19 protein-coding genes are annotated in these 19,216 nt (G+C 68.0%); 6 read left to right on the forward strand and 13 right to left on the reverse strand.

Going from position 1 to position 19,216, the window contains the following annotated elements:
- The first annotated feature begins 16 nt into the window (after positions 1–16).
- The 3 genes from C457_RS04085 (at position 17) to C457_RS04095 (ending at position 3,258) form a co-directional block, all read left to right on the forward strand.
- Positions 17–817 carry a 2-amino-3,7-dideoxy-D-threo-hept-6-ulosonate synthase gene (locus C457_RS04085; protein WP_004972661.1) on the forward strand — a complete coding sequence of 267 codons (801 nt, stop codon included), beginning with the start codon at positions 17–19 and terminating at the stop codon, positions 815–817.
- A gap of 88 nt (positions 818–905) precedes the next feature.
- Entirely contained in the window at positions 906–1,316 is a 411-nt protein-coding gene (locus C457_RS04090) for a methylated-DNA--[protein]-cysteine S-methyltransferase (RefSeq protein ID WP_008092251.1), read from the forward strand.
- Positions 1,317–2,079: 763 nt separating this feature from the next.
- Positions 2,080–3,258 carry a 3-dehydroquinate synthase II gene (locus C457_RS04095; protein WP_004972657.1) on the forward strand — a complete coding sequence of 393 codons (1,179 nt, stop codon included), beginning with the start codon at positions 2,080–2,082 and terminating at the stop codon, positions 3,256–3,258.
- A gap of 46 nt (positions 3,259–3,304) precedes the next feature.
- Here C457_RS04095 and C457_RS04100 read toward each other — a convergent pair whose 3' ends face one another.
- From C457_RS04100 to C457_RS04110, 3 genes are all read right to left on the reverse strand, one after another.
- The gene (locus C457_RS04100; RefSeq protein ID WP_008092253.1) at positions 3,305–3,700 is read right to left on the reverse strand and encodes a DUF7575 domain-containing protein; all 396 of its coding nucleotides are present in this window, start codon (positions 3,698–3,700) and stop codon (positions 3,305–3,307) included.
- A 115-nt stretch (positions 3,701–3,815) separates the two neighbouring features.
- Positions 3,816–4,910 (reverse strand): DNA-methyltransferase, encoded by a 1,095-nt coding sequence (locus C457_RS04105; RefSeq protein WP_008092266.1) that lies wholly within the window; start codon positions 4,908–4,910, stop codon positions 3,816–3,818.
- A 197-nt stretch (positions 4,911–5,107) separates the two neighbouring features.
- The gene (locus C457_RS04110) at positions 5,108–6,115 is read right to left on the reverse strand and encodes a transcription initiation factor IIB (protein ID WP_004971221.1); all 1,008 of its coding nucleotides are present in this window, start codon (positions 6,113–6,115) and stop codon (positions 5,108–5,110) included.
- A 264-nt stretch (positions 6,116–6,379) separates the two neighbouring features.
- Here C457_RS04110 and C457_RS04115 point away from each other — a divergent pair, with 264 nt between their 5' ends.
- Positions 6,380–7,168 (forward strand): helical backbone metal receptor, encoded by a 789-nt coding sequence (locus C457_RS04115; RefSeq protein ID WP_008092268.1) that lies wholly within the window; start codon positions 6,380–6,382, stop codon positions 7,166–7,168.
- A gap of 20 nt (positions 7,169–7,188) precedes the next feature.
- Positions 7,189–7,710: an inosine/xanthosine triphosphatase gene (gene yjjX / locus C457_RS04120; protein ID WP_008092269.1), complete on the forward strand. Its 522-nt coding sequence runs from the start codon at positions 7,189–7,191 to the stop codon at positions 7,708–7,710.
- A gap of 9 nt (positions 7,711–7,719) precedes the next feature.
- On the opposite strand, the gene aglD is transcribed toward yjjX, so the two are convergent.
- On the reverse strand, positions 7,720–9,594 hold the full coding sequence (aglD, locus tag C457_RS04125) for a flippase domain-containing glycosyltransferase AglD (protein WP_008092270.1): 1,875 nt from the start codon (positions 9,592–9,594) through the stop codon (positions 7,720–7,722).
- A gap of 318 nt (positions 9,595–9,912) precedes the next feature.
- Between aglD and C457_RS04130 the strand changes: the two genes are divergently transcribed.
- On the forward strand, positions 9,913–10,182 hold the full coding sequence (locus C457_RS04130) for a DUF7123 family protein (protein ID WP_004972643.1): 270 nt from the start codon (positions 9,913–9,915) through the stop codon (positions 10,180–10,182).
- A gap of 246 nt (positions 10,183–10,428) precedes the next feature.
- On the opposite strand, the gene C457_RS04135 is transcribed toward C457_RS04130, so the two are convergent.
- The 9 genes from C457_RS04135 to C457_RS04175 form a co-directional block, all read right to left on the reverse strand.
- Positions 10,429–11,052, reverse strand: coding sequence for a winged helix-turn-helix transcriptional regulator (locus C457_RS04135; protein ID WP_004972642.1), 624 nt, complete (start codon positions 11,050–11,052; stop codon positions 10,429–10,431).
- 82 nt (positions 11,053–11,134) lie between these two features.
- Positions 11,135–12,412 carry an SPFH domain-containing protein gene (locus C457_RS04140; protein WP_008092271.1) on the reverse strand — a complete coding sequence of 426 codons (1,278 nt, stop codon included), beginning with the start codon at positions 12,410–12,412 and terminating at the stop codon, positions 11,135–11,137.
- A gap of 125 nt (positions 12,413–12,537) precedes the next feature.
- Positions 12,538–13,140, reverse strand: coding sequence for an NfeD family protein (locus C457_RS04145; RefSeq protein WP_008092273.1), 603 nt, complete (start codon positions 13,138–13,140; stop codon positions 12,538–12,540).
- 102 nt (positions 13,141–13,242) lie between these two features.
- The gene (locus tag C457_RS04150; protein ID WP_008092274.1) at positions 13,243–14,379 is read right to left on the reverse strand and encodes a restriction endonuclease; all 1,137 of its coding nucleotides are present in this window, start codon (positions 14,377–14,379) and stop codon (positions 13,243–13,245) included.
- An 84-nt stretch (positions 14,380–14,463) separates the two neighbouring features.
- Complete coding sequence (locus C457_RS04155; protein WP_008092275.1) at positions 14,464–16,218, reverse strand: DUF7282 domain-containing protein; 1,755 nt, start codon at positions 16,216–16,218, stop codon at positions 14,464–14,466.
- Between the two features lie 140 nt (positions 16,219–16,358).
- Positions 16,359–16,589, reverse strand: a complete 231-nt coding sequence (locus C457_RS04160) for a DUF7312 domain-containing protein (RefSeq protein WP_004972634.1) — start codon at positions 16,587–16,589, stop codon at positions 16,359–16,361.
- Between the two features lie 41 nt (positions 16,590–16,630).
- Positions 16,631–18,391: a pyruvate kinase gene (gene pyk, locus C457_RS04165; protein ID WP_008092276.1), complete on the reverse strand. Its 1,761-nt coding sequence runs from the start codon at positions 18,389–18,391 to the stop codon at positions 16,631–16,633.
- A 114-nt stretch (positions 18,392–18,505) separates the two neighbouring features.
- Positions 18,506–18,793, reverse strand: a complete 288-nt coding sequence (locus tag C457_RS04170; protein WP_008092277.1) for a hypothetical protein — start codon at positions 18,791–18,793, stop codon at positions 18,506–18,508.
- A 70-nt stretch (positions 18,794–18,863) separates the two neighbouring features.
- Complete coding sequence (locus C457_RS04175; protein WP_008092278.1) at positions 18,864–19,169, reverse strand: hypothetical protein; 306 nt, start codon at positions 19,167–19,169, stop codon at positions 18,864–18,866.
- Positions 19,170–19,216 lie beyond the last annotated feature (47 nt).

Genomic DNA, 19,216 nt, shown 5'->3' on the forward strand with positions numbered 1-19,216 from the left:
CCACCCTTTCTCATACATGAACACAGACATCGGACTCTCCGCACGACTCGAACGCATCTCCACAGACGGGCGATACCTCATCGTCCCGATGGACCACGGCATCACCCTCGGCCCGGTCACGGGCCTCGTCGACATCGAATCCACCATCGACGGCATCACGCGCGGCGGCGCTGACGCCGTCCTCACGCACAAGGGCACGGCCCCGCGCGTCCACCCGAACAAAAACGGCAAAGGATACATCGTCCACGTCAACGGCTCGACCGTCATCGGCCCGGACGAAAACGACAAGCGACTCACCGGTACCGTCGAAGACGCCCTCCGCGTCGGTGCCGACGCCGTCTCCTTCCACATCAACGTCGGCTCGAACTACGAGCCCGACCAGATGACCCAGCTCGCCGACCTCTGTTCCCGCGCCGCCGACTTCGGCGTGCCCGTCCTCGCGATGTCCTACGCCCGCGGCCCCGGCATCGACGAACAGGACCCCGAGGCGCTCGCCCACGCCGTTCGCCTCGCCGAGGAAGTCGGTGCCGACGTGGTGAAGACGGCCTACAGCGGCGACGCAGACTCCTTCGGCCGCGTCGTCGAGGCCACGCGCCTGCCGGTCGTCATCGCCGGCGGGAGCCGCGGTACCGACCGCGAGACGGTCGAGATGGTCCGCGGCACGATGGACGCCGGCGCGGCCGGCGTCTCGATGGGCCGTTCCATCTTCCAACACGAGAACCCCGAAGCCATCACCCGCGCCGTGAGCGCCGTCATCCACGACGACGCCGACGCCGATACGGCCCTCGAACGCGCCGGCCTCGGTATCGAAGCGTAACGCGGCCCTCTTCGGACGACGTTTCTGTTTTCGGCTTCCTTCGGCATCCAGCCTACAGATAGATACCCGCCGAGCGCGAACCCCGAGCATGCGCGTCACGATGTGGGAGTTCGCGGTCGCCGTGGACGAACGACTTCTCGGATGTTCGACCGACTCGCTCCGAACACAGCTCGCCGAGTACGAACGCGGGGAGCGCCGCGAGTTCGACGCGGACGTTCGGTTTCCCGACTCGTTCACCGGCGAGGTGATGCGCGTCATGGCGTCGATTCCGTACGGCGAGACGCGAACCTACGGCGAGGTCGCGGCCGAACTCGACAGCCACGCGGTCGCCGTCGGCCAGGCCTGCGGGCGGAACCCGGTCCCGCTCGTCGTCCCGTGTCACCGCGTCGTCGGAGCGGACTCCCTCGGCGGCTTCTCCGCCGCTGGCGGCGTCGAACTGAAGCGCGCGCTCCTCGACCACGAGCGCGGCGCAGTCCAGACGGGGCTTGACGCGTTCTGACTGATTTTATATCGCCGTAACTGGTTTATCGAGCTTCGATTTGGTCGGGAAACGCCGCGCGCGGGTAGTATTTCTCGACGACTCTCGGTCGAACCCAACACAGTTCGACTTCCCCGGCGCTCGCCGAACGGTCCAACGGATTCGGGCCCGCATTCGATTGCTCCGTCTTTCTGCGTCGGCGACGGCGTACCGTTCCCGAAACGCGACCTGCGTCACCGGTCCTCTGTCGATGACGGCGACGGACGACGGACGTGCGTCTTTCCCACTTACCCCCGGAGTTTCGTGCGGAATGTCGGGTGGTGCGTGTACGGTTCCGACCTATTCTGTGTCTGTGAGTCAGTACCGCGACAGCCCGGTCGAACTCGTCTCCCAACCCGTCGGAGGTTCGGGCATCACAACCGGTTTGACCGCGAAATTTCGTTCCGAACTGCGTCTCAGTCATCGTCCTATCAGAGCGGGTTTTGGACTCGACACCCCCGGTCGAAGTCTTCGATTCGACCGCGGGAGTTACCCTCCGAACTCGGCCGTAACCACCGTGTGCTCTACGAACCCGTTTTCCGGACCCAACAGCCCGAAGTCTCGGGTTCGCGTCAGCGCGTTCGAATCGGTCGTTCAACCTCGAAGTTGGGACCGGATACCTAAAATAAATCGTATAGCGCGATATAGAATTGGCGGGGTGCGGCCGCACCGACCCGCCGGGACCCGTTCGCCGTCCGTTGATTCATTCGCCACGTTCAAGCCCACCCACCGAGTGAAGTCGATAATGACACGAAGCGTCTGGCTCAAAGCCGACGACGCGGTCGGCGACTGGGAGACGCGGAAGCGACGCATCACGGCCGGACTGGAAGCCGGCGTCGACTGGGTTCTCGTCGACGAGGCCGACGTCGAGAAGGTGCGCGAACTCGGCGACGTCAACATCGCCGCGTTTCGGACCGACGCCGACGTCCACGTGATGGAAGCGGAAGAAGACGACGCGGACCCCGAGGCGCTCGCCGACGCCTACATCGTCGGCAAGGACGGCGAGGGCGACGCGACCGTCGAACTCCCCTCCGACTTCTCCGGTTCTGCCGACTTGACGACGCTCCGCCGCGGCGACGACCTCGCAAACGGGTCGTACGTCCGCATCCTGAGTAAGGACTACGAGGCGTTCGCCGAGGAGGCCGCTCGCGACGGCGACTACACTATCGTCATCGGTGAGGACTGGACCATCATCCCGCTGGAGAACCTCATCGCCCGCATCGGCGACGAGACCGACCTTATCGCTGGCGTCACGACCGCCGAGGAGGCCAAAACCGCCTTCGAGACGCTCGAACTCGGCTCCGACGGCGTCCTCCTCGACAGCGACGACCCCGACGAGATTCGAAAGACCGTCGAGGTCCGCGACGAGGCCGAACGCGAGTCGCTCGACCTCGTCTGGGCCGAGGTCACGGAGGTCGAACGCACGGGCATGGCCGACCGCGTCTGCGTCGACACGGGCACCATCATGGACCACGACGAGGGGATGCTCGTCGGCTCGATGGCTCGCGGCCTTTTCTTTGTCCACGCCGAGACGGCGAAATCCCCGTACGTCGCGTCTCGGCCGTTCAGGGTCAACGCCGGCGCGGTCCACGCCTACGCGCGGACTCCCGACGGCGGCACCGTCTACCTCTCCGAACTCGAAAGCGGCGACGAGGTGCAGCTCATCGACACGAACGGGAACACCCGCGAGGCCATCGTCGGGCGCGTGAAGATAGAAAAGCGACCGATGTTCCGAATCTCCGCCGACTACGAGGGCGACCGCGTCACCACGCTCCTGCAGAACGCCGAGACCATCAAGGTTCACACCCGCGAGGGACGAACCGCGGTCACGGACCTCGAACCCGGCGACGAGATGCTCATCTACTACGAGGACACGGCTCGCCACTTCGGCGAGGCCGTCGAAGAGAGCATCATCGAGAAGTAATTCCGGAGAACCGTTTTTTCGAGGCGGGCCGCCGACGGGAGCGCCTTTATGTTTCGACCGTGTACCATTCGAGTTCCGTCGCACACCACGGACAGAAGTCGAGGTTTCGGTCGAGTTCGCCGCCGCAGACCGGACAGGTCGGCTCGCCGTTCGCGTTGCGGCCGCGGGGGCGAATCCCGACGCGGTAGGCGTCGAGCGCGCTCAGGAACAGCAGTCCGAGGACGGGAATCAGCACCTCTCTCGGAACCGAGTCCACGGTCACGGTCGCCGGGTCGGCGAACGTCGAGAGCAACACCAGCCCCGCGCCGACGACGAAGGTGAACCACGCAATCGCACGTCGCCACTCGCGGAGGTAGACGTGGCCCGCCCCGGCGATTCCGAGCGAGGCACCAACCACGCCGACGAGGGCTGCGACGAACGCGCGACGACGAGCATCGGGCATTGTTCGTTGGCGTCGTCGTCCGCACTCTTAAACGTCTGGATTATCGGATAGTCAGTCAACCGAACCGAATCCTGACCGTACGCGTTCGAACACCCCTGATTAGAGCGTTTCGAGGTTAGTCGGTCGTCTGCGCGTCTTCCGAAGTCGGCGGCGTTCCCGCGGCGTTGGCTGCCCCGGGTCCGTCGTGCGGTTCGTGTTCGACGACGAACTCGCGGTCCGACCCGTCGGCCGACGCCTCGACCGACGACACGCGGTACAGACGGATGCGACGCTCCTGTTTCGTCACGACCGGGAAGTCGTAGTGCTCGGCGTCGTGGCCGGGGCGCTCGTCGCGGTCGGCGACGAACTCCCGGTGGTCGTCGAGCCGGCGTTCGACCTCCGCGCGCGAGCGTTCCGGGAGGTCGTCGAGCCGCGTTTCGAACCCGGAGACGAGGTCGGCGTCGAGGTCGTAGCCGACCGAGTTTCGGCCCGCGAGCATGGCCGCGAGCGTCGTCGTCCCGGTCCCGGCGAAGGGGTCGAAGACGGTGTCGCCGTAGACGGAGTACATCCGAATCAGCCGGAGCGGAAGCTCGACGGGGAACGCCGCCGAGCGCTCTCTAGTGCCCGAATCGAGGCGCTGGTCGGTTCCGCCGAACTCCCAGAGGTCGGAGAACCAGCGGTTTCGCTCCTCCCAGAAGAAGGCGCTCTCGTAGCGCCGGTCGTCGCCCGGCGGGAACGACCGCGCTTCGCCCTTGCGGACCACAAGCACGTACTCGTGTTCGAGCGTGACGTAGGCGTTCGTCGGAAGCGTTCCCGACCCCATGAACTTCGTCAGACTGTTGGTCGGCTTGCGCCAGACGGCGTCCGGAAGCGGCGTCAGCCCGCGCTCGCCGAGCGCGGTGAGCACGCGGGCGTGGTTGGGGTACTGGCGAAACGACCCGTCGAGGCTCCGGGTCGCGTCGCCGACGTTCACGCAAGCCAGCCCGCCGGGGGCGAGCACGCGGGCCACCTCGTCCCAGACGGCGTCGAGCTGCTCGTGCATCGCCTCGAACGCCGCGTCGCCGTCGCCCTCGTCGAGCGCCGCCGCGATGGCGTCGTCGCGCGCCGAAAAGAGGTCGTCCCACATCTCTATCATGGGGTACGGCGGCGACGTGACGACGAGGTTCACGCTCTCGTCGGCGAGTCCGGTGTCGGCGGCGTCGCCCACCGTGAGGGCGTGAGTCGTGCGCATCGTACGGACGTGTTCGCCCCGAAACAAAACCCTTCGCCTCGGTACGGAGCCGGTCGGTCCCGCGTCGCGGTCGCGCGGTTCGAAGCTCCGGCCGGCCACTCGTCCCGACCAGCGCCGCCGCTGATGAGCGAATAACCGAAAATCGAGTCGTCTCGTCCGATTCGAACCGCCGTCCGGCGCGGTCGTCCGGCGCGTGCTCAGACGAGGCCGAGGTTCTCCTCGGCTTCGAGGAGCTCGTGGTAGCGGTTGCGGATGGTGACCTCGGAGATGTCGGCCACGTCGCTGACGGCGGCCTGCGTGGTCTTCTCGTTGGTGAGGAGGGCGGCGGCGTAGACGGCGGCGGCGGCCAGGCCGACCGGCGACTTACCCGAGTGGACGCCCTTCTCCTTGGCGTTCTTCAGGAGTTGGCGCGCGCGCATCTTCGACTCGTCGGAGAGGCCGAGTTCGCTGGCGAACCGCGGGACGTACTGCTCGGGGTCGGCGGGCTTGACCTCCAGCGAGAGTTCGCGGGCGATGTAGCGGTAGGTGCGGGCGACCTCGCTCTTCTCGACGCGCGAGACCTCCGCGATTTCGTCGAGCGAGCGTGGGACGCCGGCCATGCGGGCGGCGGCGTAGGTACACGACGTGGCGACGCCCTCGATGGAGCGGCCGGGCAGGAGGTCGTCGTCGAGCGCGCGGCGGTAGATGACCGACGCCGTCTCGCGGACGTTCTCGGGCAGGCCGAGCGCGGAGGCCATGCGGTCGATTTCGCCGAGCGCCTGCTTGAGGTTGCGCTCTTTGGAGTCGCGGGTGCGGAACCGCTCGTTCCACTTACGGAGCCGCTGCATCTTCTGGCGCTGGCGCGCGCCGAGGGAGTTCCCGTACGCGTCGCGGTCGCGCCAGTCGATGTTCGTCGACAGGCCCTTGTCGTGCATCGTGTTGGTCGTCGGCGCGCCGACGCGGGACTTCTCGTCTTTCTCGCGGGCGTCGAACGCGCGCCACTCGGGGCCGCGGTCGACGGAGTCCGCGGTCACGACGAGGCCGCAGTCGTTACAGACGGTCTCACCGTGTTCGTCGTCGGTGACGACGTGACCGCCACACTCGGGACACTGCAGCGTGTCGCCCTTCGTGTCTTCCTGTTCGGTTTCGGCCTCCTGTCGGCCGTTCTGCGTGTTTCGTTCCTGCTCCTGTGCGCCGGGGTTTCGGGTCCAGATTCGTTCACTCATGGATACGACGGCGGGTGCTCCGGGAGGGGGTGGTTAGAGGCGGCTAGAACCCGGATGCTGTCCGTAACACCAGCAACCGCAGACGACCGCATAAATGGTTTGGTATCGCTTTCGGCCAGCGGCGTCGTTTGTACGTGTGAGACGGTCACACGGACAATTGAGGTTCGTGAGGGATTCGGCGATTCACCGGTCACTCAGCGGCGGCTTCTCGCCGACCGTGACGCGATACATACTTTTCTCGAAGGGGCGTTGCCACGACTACGCATGGCCGCCCACCCCCGCGTCGTCTCGCTCGCGCCGAGCGCGACGGCCATCCTCGATGCCGCCGGTCTCGACGCTCACGTCGTCGGGGCGACCGTTCACTCGCCGACCGACAAGCCGGTCGTCGGCGGCTGGCTGAACCCAGATTTCGACCGAGTCGACGAACTCGACGCCGACGCCGTCTGCACCTGCGACGACCTCCAGTCGGACGTCGCGGCGGCGGCCCGCGACCGCGGCTACGACGTGTTCCACGTCGCGCCCGCGACGCTCGCCGAGGTGTTCGACTCGTTTCCCGTCGTCTGCGACGCCGCGGGCGACGCCAGCGCCGGCGCGACGCTCGCCGAGGACTGCCGCGACCACCTCGCCCGCGTCGCCGACGCGGTCGCCGACCGCGACCACTCGACCGTCTACTGCGAGGAGTGGGCCGACCCGCCGATGGCCGCCGGCAACTGGGTCCCCGACCTCGTCCGCGCCGCCGGCGGCTCTGCCCCGTTCGTCGCGCCCGGCGAGCGGTCCGCCGAAGTCGACCCCGAGACCGTCGCGGCCGCCGACCCCGACCACGTGGTTCTCCACCCCTGCGGGAAGGGCGAACGCGGCGACCCCGAGGCGTTCGAGGCCCGCGGGTGGAACCTCGACGCCGCGGTCCACGCCGTTGACGACTCGCTTCTCAATCAGCCGAGCCCCGCCGTCGTCTCCGGCGTCGACCGCCTCGCGAGACTGCTGCACCCCGACGCCGACCTCCCCGAGCCGTGGTCGGGCACGACCGCGACCGAATCCGACGAAGGGAAATAACCGGGCGACGCGCTATCGACATGGACATCGCGGTCGGAAGCGGCAACCCGGTGAAGCGGCGCGCGGTCGAACGAACCTGCCCCGACGCCTCCGTGGCGGCGGTCGCCGTCGACTCCGGCGTCTCCGAACAGCCGACGGGAAACGACGAGACCATCGCGGGTGCGGTCACCCGCGCGGAACGAGCCCTCGACGCGGGCGACTACGACTTCGGCGTCGGCATCGAAGGCGGCGTCGCGACCTTCCCGACCGGCGACGGCACCGACGGGCGGGACACGTATCTCGTGATGTGGGCGGCCGTGACCGACGGCGAGCGCGTCGGTCGCGCGGCGGGCCCGAGCCTTGCGCTCCCCGACCGCATCGCGGACCGCATCGACGCGGGCGAGGAACTCGGGCCGGTGATGGACGACGTGCTCGGCACCGACGACATCGCGAAAAACGAGGGCGCGGCCGGCGTGTTCACCGGCGGCCGGCTCACCCGAACCGACGCGCTCGAATCGGCCGTGACGGGCGCGTTCGCGCCCTTCCGGTGTGAACTGTACTGAGTCGCTCCGTTACTCCGACTCGGCGAGTTCGTGCTCGCGGTCGCGCACGTCGGCGCTCTCTTCGACCGCGGTCGTCAACGAGACGTTGAGCGACAGCATCGACGCGACGCCGCCGACGATGGTGACGGCGTTTTTGACGGCGTGGTCGAGGACCGCCGCGGCGAGCGCGGCGGCGGGCGTAATCGGCGCGAGGGCGGCCATGAACACCGTGAAGGCGATTTCGTAGAGGCCGACGCCGCCGGGCGAGAGCGGAAGCACCTTCGCGAGGTTGCCGACGCTCACGGCGAAAAACGAGACGCCGACGAGGACGACGGGGTCGATGTCGACGCCGAGCGCGAGCAGGACGACGACGGCCGTCACCACGTCGACGGTCCAGATGGCGAGGCTCGTCAGGCCGACGCGGCCGAAGGCGGCGCGGTTGCCGGCGACCGCCTGCAGGTCGGAGACGAACTGCTCGATGACGCCCGCGACGAGTTCGACGTAGGAGTCCGACGAGAACCGGCCGACGAACGCCCGGACGACGTTCCGGTCCGCGCGGGCCGACAGCGCGATACCGATGACGCCGAGGATGGCGACGACGCCGACGCCCGTGGCGACGTAGGCGACGGTTCGCACGTCGTCGGCGGACACGTCGACCGTGCCGCCGCTCACGCCGGTCGCGAGCACCGTGGCGATGTCGTCGAGGCCGCCGGTCGCCGCGAGGCCGACGAGGACGACGCCCGCGAGCCCCGCGATGGTGAGCAGGTCGAAGACGCGCTCGACCGCGAGCGACGCGAAGCCCGAGGGATACGGGATGTTCCGGCGCGCCTTCACGACGTAGGCGCGCACGGCGTCGCCCGCGCGGGCGGGGAACACGAGGTTCCCGGTCTGACTGATGAATATCGCCCCCGTGAGGAACCCCGCCTTCTCGCGGTAGCCGAGTTCGGCGAGGATGTCGCGGTAGCGAATCCCCCGGAGCGGCCACGAGACGACGTAGATTATCGCGGCCGCCGCGACGAGCGCGGGGTCGGCGTCGCCGAGGACCGTGATGACTTCCGAGGGGTCGATGTAGAGCGTCATCAGCGCGAGCGCGAGGACGGTCAAAAGCAGGCCGGCGACGATGGTCACCCGGCGGGTGATGCGGGGCCGGACCGTGAGCTGCCACCACGTCCGGAGGATCTGGCTTCCCATCCCGAGGATGTCGCGGACGAGGTCGACTTTCGTGTCGCCTTTCGGCTCCCAGTCGACGGGGAACTCGGCGACCCGAAAGCCCGCGCGCTGGGCGCGGACGAGCATCTCCGTGTCCCAAAACCAGTGGTTGTCCTCTACGTCGTCGCGGAGCGCCTCGAACGCCTCGCGGCTGAACGCCTTGAAGCCGCACTGGTGGTCGCGGAGGTCCGAGCGGAGAAACAGGCGGACGAGGCCGTTGTAGGCGCGACTCGGCACGCCGCGTTTCCGCGGACGGTCGGCGACGCGGTCGGGCATCCAGCGCGACCCGGTCGCGGCGTCGTACTCGCCGGAGCGGACGCGCTCGACCAGCTCTTCGAGGTGTCGCATGTCCGTGGCGAGGTCCGTGTCGAAGTAGACGAGCGTGTCGCCGCGTGCGGCCTCGAAGGCGCGTTCGAGCGCGCCGCCGCGACCGAGGCGGTCGTCGCTGTGGTAGTGGCGAATCCGGTCGTCTTCGGCGGCCAACCGGTCGGCTATCTCCGGCGTCTCGTCGTCGCAGCCGTCTTCGGCCACGATGACTTCGAAGGCGTCGGCGGGGAGGAACGATTCGAGCGTCTCGACGGTGACGCGGACCGTGTTCTCGATGGTCCGCGCCTCGTTGTAGGCGGGGAGGACGACGCTCACTTCGACGCCGGCCGCGGTCGCGGCGGCCGGGCGTCGTTCTGTCGGGCGACCCATTGTCGTCGTATGGCCGCTATCCGCGTATGAATTTTCTGTCTTGGAACAGATACGGTCCGTGAGACGGACAGTTCGGAACGTTCGGGTGTTCGACGGCCGCTTCGATGCGCCCCGGCGCGCCCCCGCCCCGACGCGCTTCGATGCGTCCGGCCTGTTCCCTCGTTGGTGTGTCCGGGCCGCGTGGGTGTTAGGCGACTGTACCTGCGACGGCTCGGTGGAGCCGTCCGGACGGCTCGTTTTCGGTTGAAATCGCAAGACAACGCCGTGTTAAGCTCCCGTACCAAACCCCTGATAGGCGTCTCGTCTCTCTGTGTAGGTATGAGCACGACCGCCTCCGCGACCGCAGTCGAGGGCGAGGTCCTCGACGCCAACCGCAGTCTCTCGGAGAAACAGCGCCGCATCCTCGACTACCTCCGCTCCAACGCCGGGGCGAAGACGTACTTCAAGTCCCGCCTCATCGCCGACGACCTCGACCTCTCGGCGAAGGAGGTCGGCGCGAACATGCGCCCCATCCTCGACGGCGACTTCGACGTGAGCGTCGAGAAGTGGGGCTACTCCTCGGGCACCACGTGGAAGGTGACCGTCTGAGTCCCCGCTGACGTTTCACTCAGGCCCCGCCGCACGCCGTCCTCGGCGTGCACCCCGGCGCGTCCTCCATCGCGCCACCCCACCCGGAACGCCGTCGTCTCCCACCCACACGTCGTTCCATCCCCGTTTTTTCGGGTTTTCTCGCGTCCCAGCGCCGCCGCTACGAGTCGGAACGGACACGGAACCGTCACATGGTACAGCGTCAATCGCCCGTCTCGACTGCCGGCCTCGACTCGTCCGACCTCGTCAGGGGTCGAACCGGATGAGTTCGGCCGCGTCGTCGGCGAACGCCGCGGCGTCGGAGCCGAAGGAGTCGGCGTAGCGAATCAGGAGCGTGATGACCGTCTCGGGGTTGCGGACCGCGTAGCCGTCCTCGCGCGAGAGGAGCCCCACGGCGTCGAGTTTCTTCGCGTACGTGCTCACCGTCGCCCGCGAGACGCCGAGGCGGTCGGCGAGTTCGCTCCCCGTCGCGTCGGGGTCGCGAAGCAGGTGAACGAGCATCCCGCGCGGCGTGTCACGGCGGAGATAGCCGAGCGCGACCTGCTCGAACTCGGAGAACCGACTCGCGGGGAAAAATCGCTTGTAGTCGCCGTCGCGGCGCACTTCGAGCGTGTCATCGTCGACGAGGTTTCGGAGGTGGTACTGCGTCTCGCCGGTTCCCAACTTGAGGTCGTCGCGGACCTTCGAGAAGTGCGCGCCGGGCGTGGACGCGACGTAGCCGACGATAGCGTCCCGCGCGTCGCTCGACCCGGACGAGTCGTCCTCGCTGTCGTCGCCACCCCCGAGGCCCACGAGCGGCGTGGCGGCCCCGAGCGCGGCGAACCGACGGAGGGTCGCGCGCTTGTCTTCGTCTACCCGGCGGTTCGACATCTACTCCCACATACGAGACGGCGCGAAGAAAAGGGCTTCGGCATTTACACCCGTCCGAATCCGGGACGGTCGGCCGACGCGACTATTCGAGGTCCTTCTCGAAGGACATCTCGCTTTCGTCGTCGTCGCCGTCCTCGTCGGCGGCCGGTTGCCCGTTGCTCGCGGTCTCCGTGTCCGACGACCCGCCGGTCGCGGCCGCGCCGTCGGCGCCCTCGCTTTCGGCGACGACCTCGTCGGACGACTTGATGGGTTCTTCTTCCTCGTCGGCCTCGGCGATGACCTCGTCGGGCGACTTGATGTCGTTGACCTCCGCGCCCGCCTTGATGGCTTCGGCTTCCTGTTCGAGCTGTTCGACGTCCATCTCGGCGGCCTGGTCTATCTGGCCGAGAATCTCCTCGATGTCGTCGAGCCCGATGAGTTCGCGGGTCTCCTCGTCGAACTGCTTGCTGGAGAGGCCTTCCATGTCCTGCACGTCGGAGCCGGTGAGCTGTTTGCCGTAGCGGCCGACGAGCGACGTGAGCTCCTGCGGGAGGACGAACGTCGTCGACTCGCCCTGTCCGATGCGTTCGAGCGTCTCCATGCCCTTGTCGATGATGGCGCGCTCGCCCATCGACTCGGCGGATTTCGCGCGGAGGACCGTCGAGATTGCGTCACCCTGCGCTTCGAGAATCTGCGACTGCTTTTCACCCTGCGCGCGGATGATGTTCGACTGCTTTTCACCCTCCGCGGTCTCGACGGCGGAGCGTCGCTCACCCTGCGCTTCGAGAATCATGGCGCGGCGGCGGCGCTCGGCGGAGGTCTGTTGTTCCATCGCCTGCTGCACGTCGGCGCTGGGGTTGACCTCGCGGACTTCGACGGACTCCACGCGGACGCCCCACTCGTCGGTCGGCTCGTCGAGTTCCTTGCGGATGCGCGCGTTGATCTCCTGGCGCTTGTTGAGCGTGTCGTCGAGTTCCATGTCGCCGAGGACGGCCCGGAGGGTCGTCTGGGCGAGGTTGGAGACGGCGCGCTTGTAGTTGTCGACCTCGAGGAACGCCTTCTTCGCGTCCATCACCTTGATGTAGACGACGGCGTCGGCGGTCACCGGCGAGTTGTCGCGCGTGATGGCTTCCTGTCGGGGCACGTCGAGCGTCTGGGTCCGCATGTCGAACGCGTAGGTCCGAGAGACGAACGGCGGGATGAAGTTGATACCCGGTTCGAGGAGGCGTCGGTACTCCCCGAACACCGTGAGCGCCTTCTTCTCGTAGGCGTCCACGATTTCGACCATCTGATACACCGTCACGATGGCGAGGACGAGCACGAGGAGGCCGACGACGACGCCTCCGATGCCCAGTCCCGCCTGGAGGGCAAGTAAGTCCATACGCCCGTGTTGGGTTGGACGAATGATAAGTATTCGTGTGGTGCGGCCGTCACGTCGGACGATTTCGGCGGCGACGAGGGCGTAGTCGGCCCGAACCGCGCCGGTTGGCGTGCGGCGGCCGCCGATCAGACGCCTTCGGTGCCCTCTCGTTCGAGTTCTTCTTCCCGCTCCGCGGACTCCTCGCGTCGCTGCCGCGCCCGCTCGCGGGCGAGTTCGCGGTCGATTTCGTCTTCGCCGGGGCCGACTCCCTCGACGGTCACGACGTTGCCGCCGCCGGGGTCGACGACGATGACTTCGGTTCCCTCCTCCAGTTCGCCGTGGACGGAGCGGGCGGCGTAGTAGGGGTTAAAGCCGCCCTCGTCGAGTTTGACCTCGCCGCTGGTCGGCGTGACGCGCTCCGTGACGCGCCCCATCTTCCCCGTTAACGCGTCCGAGTCGCTCGTCTTTCCCTCTCCTTTCCCGCCGTAGAAATCGAGCTCTCGATAGCCGTAGAGTGCGAGCGCGCCGAAGACCAACACGAGGAAGGCGAGCGCGAGCGGGCCCGAGAGCGGCGCGATGAGGAGGCCGGCCAGCCCCGCCGCGAGGAGGGCGACGCCGAGGACGACGAAGTGTGCGCCGGGGGCGATGGCCTCCGCGAGTGACAGGCCGAGACCCGCGAGCACGAGCAACAGCGGAAGCGTCTCGGGGGTGATGAGACCGGTCTGTAACGGGAACGGCAGGTATGCCATACCGGCTCTAGGGTCGTCGTCCGATTAAGGATTGAGGGTCGAATTCGTCGCGGCGGCCGCGGTCGGTGCGCGATTCCCGTGGCGGGTCGGACTCGCCCGCGCTCAGTCGTCGCCGTTCGGGTCGGTCGAGACGGTGTCGTCGTGGACGAACGCCACGGTGTCCTCGTTCGTCGGCTGGACGAGGACGGTCCCGGTGGTCGCGTTCGTCGGCACGGCGAAGACGGTCCAGACGTGCGTGCTCTCGCCGGGAGCGAACAGCGCGCCGTTGTCGAAGCCGGTCGCGTTCGACAGCGGCTGGTGACCGTAGCTGACGCCGTCAGACTCGAACACGAGCGCCGACTGCGGTAGGTTCCCGGGTGAGCCGCTCGCGGCCGTCGCATTGAGTCCGACGACGACGAACCGCTCTCCCTCCGGCGCGGCGTACGTTTGGTTACCCACCTGAAGCGAGTCTGCCGTCCGCGCGTTCCACCGGGCGACCAGGTCGGCCGAGTCGGTGCTCGCGCCCGAGAGCGCGGAGACGGCGACGCCGCTTCCGCCGCCGCTCGACCCGCCGAGTCCGTCCACCATCGGCCCGAGCGCGGCCACAGAACCGAGCGCGAGGACGAGCAACAGGACGGCGACGACGACCACGCGGACGCTCGGCGGCGACCCCGATTTCAGGTCGTCGACCGACGACGGCAGCCTGTCGCGGAGCGAGTCGCCCGAAGAATCGCCGCCGTCGCCCCCGCCGCCGGTGAGTCCGGCGAGCCGTTCGCGGAGAGCGGCTATCGGGAGCGACGCCAACGCCTCCTCGACCGGTTCGGGCAGGTCGAACGGCAGGCCGAACTCGACCTCTGCCGTCTCGAACACGTCGCCGTCCGTGTACTGTTTGACGGTCTGTTCGAGCCCCTCGTCGGCGACGGTCTCGCCGAGTTCCTCGCGGTCGAGCAGCGTCACGTCGTGGTTCGTGGCGAACCCGCGGACCGAGTCGTCGAACTCGCCCTGCGTGGCGACGACGACGGTGTCGATGCCGCGTTTTTTCGCGTGCGCGACGAACCCCTTGACGTGCCCCGTTCCCACCGTCGTCTCGACGGACGGGAGCACGAGCATGAGCCCTTTCGTGCCGTCGCCGCGCTGCCCCTGTACGAGGTATCGACCTTCGCCTCGGGGCTGGGCGTTCGTCTGCCAGTTCCGTTGGGTCCAGAGGTCCGAGAGGAAGTGGACGAACTTCGTCGGTTCGAGTTCGACGAGTCTCGTCACTGTTCGCGTCCCTCCGGTCCGTCGGGGGCGGGTCGTCGGTCGTGTCCGCGTCGGTCGTGTGTCATCTTATCGCCTCGGTGTTCGTCAGCGTCGCAGTCGCCGCGCGGCCAGTCCGGTGAGGACGAGCGCGACGACCGTCAGCCCCGGCGAGAACGGGATTCCAGTGTTCGTTCCGGCGGCGGCCGGTTCCAGCGGCGTCCGTTCGACGACCGGGAACGGCGTCTCAGTTGTCGTTTCTGCGGTCGATTCTGTTGGCGTCGCGGTCGGCGTGGCCGTCGGTGTCGGCGTCTTCGCGCCGGGTTCGAGCCGGACCATCGCGTCGTCGGCGACGATGGTGCCGACCGTCTCGTTGTCGTCCGCGGTCGCGTTGCCGTCGGTACCATTACCGTCGGTAGCGGTCCGGTACGGCGCGTCGACCGCGACCGAGAAGTTCCCGTCGCGGTCGCGGTCCGCGTAGGCGATGGCGAGCAACTCCGCGTCGACCAACTGCCGACGGTCGAACTCCACGACGACGTTCTGGTGCGTCCCCGGCGGGAGATACGCGCTCGTCCCCAGCGGCTCCTCGTCGGCGGTCTCGACGGCGACGAATCCGCCGACCGAGAGGTTCACCCGGCTGATGGTGACGAACGTCCCGTCGGTCTCCTGGTCGACGAACCGGAGGTTCGCCTCGGAGTCGAGGATGCGCATCGTGTGTTCGGTCTCGTCACGGTAGTCGCGCACCCAAAGCGGGAACGTGAGCCCGCGGTCATCGGGCGCGAACGTGAGGTTCTGCGAGACGGTCCGGTTCGCCGTGACCGTCATCGGCACGAGCTTCAAGAACGGCTGCCCGGGGGCGCGCGCCCGGAGTTCGACGACGCTGTTCGGCGCGAGGGTGGTCTCGCCGGTGACGTTCACCCGCAGTGACTCCCACGGGTACACCGTCTCGTTTCGCACCTCGATGGAGACGGTCGGTTCGACGAGTCGCACCCGCGAGCGCGCCGTGATGGTGTCCTCGTCGACGAAGTCGCTGTGGTCGCCGCGGAGCGTCACCTGCAGTTCGTACTCCTCGGTGTCACCTTCCAGCGGGAGTTCCGAGGTGTCCCAGACGACGAACACCTCGTCGTTTTCGAAGTCGGTGACGACCGTCGTCCCGTTTTCCGGCGTCGCGAGGAACGTCTGTTGTTCTCGGTTCGGCCGGACTTCGAGCTGATTCAGCGTAATTTCGATGCCGCGTGCGTTCGCGCCGCCGGTCACGTCGTCCGGGTTCAGCGCCGACTCGAGTCCGCTCTCGTTGAGGCGGACGACCGCGAGGTCGCCCTTGGCGACGGTCGTCCGCTCGGTCATCACGCCCCGAACGTCCCCGGGCGACACCGACGAGTCGGAGTCGTTCAGGCTCGCGGGCGCGACGTTGGTCGTCGCCGACGTGTTCCCGCGCTCCGTGACGTCGAGTTGGCCGATGGCGCGTTCGACGCCGTCGATGGTGACGTTCATCATGTACGTCGCCGGCTCGATCGGCTCGCTGAGGTGGCCGGTGTGGAGCGTCTTGTTGCCGCCACCGGAGACGTACGTCTCGGGCGCGCCAGTCGAGTTGTAGGTGTCGATGGTCAGGGTGGTCGTTCCCGACCCGACGAGGGCGACGGTCAGGTGGTAGCCGTAGCCGTCGCCGCCGATGTGGAGCGTGCCCGGCTGGGAGTGCTGGACGCGTATCTCGACGACGTCGCCGCGGGTGACGGTGGTAACGTCCTCGCCGAACGACGCGGTCGGCTCGTCGGCGGCGACTGCGGGCGTCGGAACCCAGAGCGCCGCGAGGAGAATCAACGCGGCGACCAACACGGAGGGTGCGCGGACTGCGTAACTCATTTGGTGTGTCCCGGTCGGGGGGGTTGACGGTGGTTCCCCTCGGGGTCACATAAATCAACAGTCCCGATTATCAAAACGGAAAGTCGGATGGTCGAAGCCCGGACCTCGCGGCGGCTCGCGACCGGCGCGCCGTGGGGCGGTCAGACCGCGCCCGGGAACACGGTGATGACGATGAGCCCGACAGCGAGGAGGACGCCGAGGAAAACGAACGCGACGTTTTCGGCCCGCGGTGACCCGGGCTCGATGGGGAGCTGTTCGATCTCGGGTTCGTCGTCGACGATGCCGTCGGGGCCGACGTCGTCGACGCCGAAGCGCCACTCGCCGTCGCCGTCGCGGTCGTCTTCGGCCTCGGGAGAGGGTGCGCGGGACATCGAATCGTGGGTAGGCGTCGCGGCCGGAAAGGGCTACCGCACTACTTCCGGTTGCCGCGGTCGTGGCTGATGACGTCGCCCTCGTAGACGATGCCGCGTTCGGCGTGGAGCGTGACGGTCGCGCCCTGTTTGATGGTCTTCGGGAGCGGCGCGCCCGACACCATCGGGATGTCGAGTTCGCGCGCGACGAGCGCCGGGTAGCCGGTCATGCCCGCGCGGGCGTCGACGATGCCGGCGAGCTTGTCGGCGTCGCCGTTGAACTCGCCGTCGAACTCGGCGGACAGCGCGAGAATCGCGCCCTCGGGCACGTCCGTGAGGTCGCCGTCCTCGGTGCGGTAGAGGGGACCGGCGACCCGGCCGCTGACGATTTTCCGACCCGTGGCGACGGGCTCGGCGGCGACGTGGACCTTGAGCATGTTCGTCGTGTTCGTTCCTTCGAGCTCCGTCATCATGCCGGAGAGGACGACGATGGTGTCGCCGGACTCCGCGACGCCGGCGTCGAGCGCGGCGGTGACGGCGTCGTCCATGACGCCCTCCACGCTCGGGCTGTAGTCGGCGTACTGCGCCGAGACGCCCCACGAGACGGCGAGCTGACGGCGCGTCCGGTCGTTCGGCGTGACGGCGACGACGGGGACGCCGGGGCGGAACTTCGCGGTCTTCCGGGCGGTGTAACCGGACTCGGAGACGGCGACGACGGCCGCGGCGTTCACGTCGCGGGCGAGGTAGCGCGCCGAGCGAGCCAGCGCCTCGGTGCGGGAGCCCTCGTCGGCGGTCGGGACGCGCTGTTCTTGGCTCTCGTCGTACTCGGGGCTCTCTTCGACTTCCTCGACGATGCGGGACATCGTCTCGACGACGCGGACGGGGTGGTCGCCGACGGCGGTCTCGCCGGAGAGCATCACGGCGTCGGTGCCGTCGAGGACGGCGTTGGCCACGTCGGACGCCTCCGCGCGGGTCGGGCGGCGCGAGCGGACCATCGAGTCGAGCATCTCGGTCGCGGTGATGACCGGCGCGCCCGCGGCCTGCGCTTTGCGGATGGTGCGCTTCTGGATGATGGGAACCTCTTCGAGAGGGCACTCGACGCCGAGGTCGCCCCGAGCGACCATCACGCCGTGGGCCGCCTGGATGATTTCGTCGAGATTCTCGACCGCGCCGGCGCGCTCGATTTTGGCGATAATGGGAATCTCCGCGCCGAGGTTCTCGAGGGTGTCGCTGATGGTGTAAACGTCCTCCGCGTCGCGGATGAACGAGGCGGCGACGTAGTCGACTTCCTTCTTGGCGGCGAGCTTCAGGTTCTCGTAGTCGGAGTCGGTGATGAGGTCGATGTCGAGGTCGACGCCGGGGACGTTCACGCCCTTACGCGAACTGAGCTTCCCGCCGGAGACGATGGTCGCGTGGACCGAGTCGTCCTCGACGCGCTCGACGGTGGCTTCGATGCGGCCGTCGTCGAGGAGGATGGTGTCGCCGGACTCCGCGGCGGTGATGGAGTACGACAGGCCGACGGCCTCAGGCGTGGCGTCGTCGCCCTCGTAGAAGCGGACCTCGCTTCCGGTTTCGAGGTAGATGTCCTCGTCGATGTCGGCGGTTCGTACCTCGGGGCCCTGCAGGTCGAGCATGGCCGCGAGCGGTTCGTCGGTCGCGTCGTCGACGGCGCGGATGCTGTCGATGACGTCGGACCGGTGTTCGACGTTGCCGTGGCTCGCGTTCATCCGGGCGACGCTCATGCCGGCGTCGGCGAGCCCGCGAATCGTCTCTCGGTCGAAGGACGCGGGACCGAGGGTGCAGACGATTTTTGCGTTTCTCATGGCGTCGCCTACGAGTGACTGATAAAAAAGCCCGATGATGAACCCGGTGCCGAGTAACGGGTTCGCATACGTACTCTCTATAGTTCGCCCGTCGAACTGACCGCTCGGTCGCCCTCACGAAACTATAATGGTCGTTCGGTAAATTCTCTCGTCGTATCTGACGTAGCCGGGGTCGCGGAACTCGTTTCTGTCCGTTCCCTCTCGGAGGGTCACGGTCTCGCCTCCGAGCGCCTCGCGAAACGCCGACTGCTGGGCCGGCGCGAGGTTCTGGTACGAGACGGCGCCCTCGCCCTGCGGGAGGTCGTCGACCCGGGCGACGCTCAGTCTCGCGGTCCCGCTCGTGCCGCCGAGACAGCCCGTCGAGACGACGAGCGCCACGGCGAGTAACACGCTGAGTCGCATGGCGGCGCTCCATCGTCGCCGCTCAAATCGGCTCCGATTGTGGCGCGGGATTCGAGCGTCGAACGCCGACTCAGCCGGAGACGGTCGTCCGGTAGATGTCGCCGTCGTACCGGACGTAGCCGGGGTCGGCGAACTCGTTTCTCGCGGCCTCGTTCGGTATCGCCGCCGGTTCGCCGGTCGAGACTGCCTCCTCGAACGTCTCGCGCTGGTCGGGGTCGAGGTTGCCGAAGGCCACCGCGCCCTGTCCCTGCGGGAGTTCGTCCACGCGCTCGACGGTCAGGGTGCCAGCGCCGCCGCCCGTGACCGCGGCGACGACGCCCGCGAACACCGCGAGCGCGACGACGATTCCGACCGCTTCCCGTCTTCCGATTCGCATGGACGACGCTCGGGAGTCGGCGCAGTTAGGCGCTGTGGTCCACGCCT

Origin of the sequence: Haloferax prahovense DSM 18310 (assembly GCF_000336815.1) — an archaeon.
Lineage (GTDB): Archaea > Halobacteriota > Halobacteria > Halobacteriales > Haloferacaceae > Haloferax > Haloferax prahovense.